Raw genomic sequence first — 1,264 nt, 5'->3', positions numbered from 1 at the left:
GCTTATCGCAGCTTATCACGTCCTTCATCGGCTCCTGATGCCAAGGCATTCACCATGCGCCCTTTGTAGCTTGACCTTTTACTCGCTTATTAGTGCTTATTGCTTCGTCAACTTCAGAATTTATTCATTCACGTACCAAAGTACTTCTCATTTCATAAATTCTTTGTTTCCTTGCACTAATCACTACTAAACTTCGTAAATTGTTTATTTATTATCACTAATTACTTAGTCAATAAACTTCACAATTTGCCAATAATTACTTGAGTAATTATCTAGGTAATTAATATTACAAAGAATATATTCTTGGCTTGTTGTATTATATACAATATACTTGTTTATTAAATCTTATTACTTCGTCATCTACATGATTTTTCACTCACGTATGAAATACGTTCGTTACAAAAATCATCTGATTCCTCGTACTAAGTTTTACTAAACTTCGTATTCTTATATGCAATTTTCAAAGAACTTTTTTCTTTTATTTGTTGTGTCACCTCTCAGCGACAAGTATTATTATATAAACTTATATTATTTATGTCAACACTTTTTTTTATTTTTTTGCAAATATCGATTGATTCTTGTTTTAAAGACATTGTAAATGTTTACATATTATATGACTTATAGAAAATTTTAAATTATTATTTAAACTATTTTAGGAAAATAGATTTGTATCTTAAATCTGTTTTCCTAAAATATGATTTATTCTTACATTATATATGATATATAAGCTTCTATATCAAAGTTACGCTTTAATAAAAATAACTTAATATGAATAATTAATTTTTATATATATATTATTCACATTTTTTTATAATACATATGTTGATAATGTGGATATCTTTTTTCTTAATTGTTGATATCTTTTTATATTAATATATAATAATAAATAAACCAACTAATAAAAAATAGATTAAAATTAATTTAAATTATCTACGCTTAATTTAATTGTTATAAAAAAATTTATTCTATATATTTATACATATTTCAAAATATCTCATTTACATTAAATTTTATTAGCCTTTTAATATTAAGAAATTCTATACTTTCATAGACATCAAAAAAACGTGTAGAGTATTCTACACGTTTTTAAATCTCTCAAAATTGAACAGAATAATTAACATTTAAGTTAACTTTAATTACTTTTAAGTAAGACTTTTAAAATATTATTACTAGTTAAACATCATGTTAACTAGATTTCTCCATAGAAAGGAGGTGATCCAGCCGCAGGTTCTCCTACGGCTACCTTGTTACGACTTCACCCCAA

General features: G+C 24.4%; 2 rRNA genes. Both read right to left on the bottom strand.

From position 1 onward, the window contains the following. A 23S ribosomal RNA gene (locus tag KYD98_RS18025) occupies nt 1–76 on the bottom strand; the annotation flags it as partial. Between the two features lie 1,129 nt (nt 77–1,205). Then, a 16S ribosomal RNA gene (locus KYD98_RS18020) occupies nt 1,206–1,264 on the bottom strand; the annotation flags it as partial.

This window comes from Clostridium weizhouense (genome assembly GCF_019431045.1).
Classification (GTDB): domain Bacteria; phylum Bacillota; class Clostridia; order Clostridiales; family Clostridiaceae; genus Clostridium; species Clostridium weizhouense.
The sequence above is the reverse complement of the archived record's forward strand: the minus strand, read 5'-3'. Positions and strand labels throughout refer to the sequence as shown.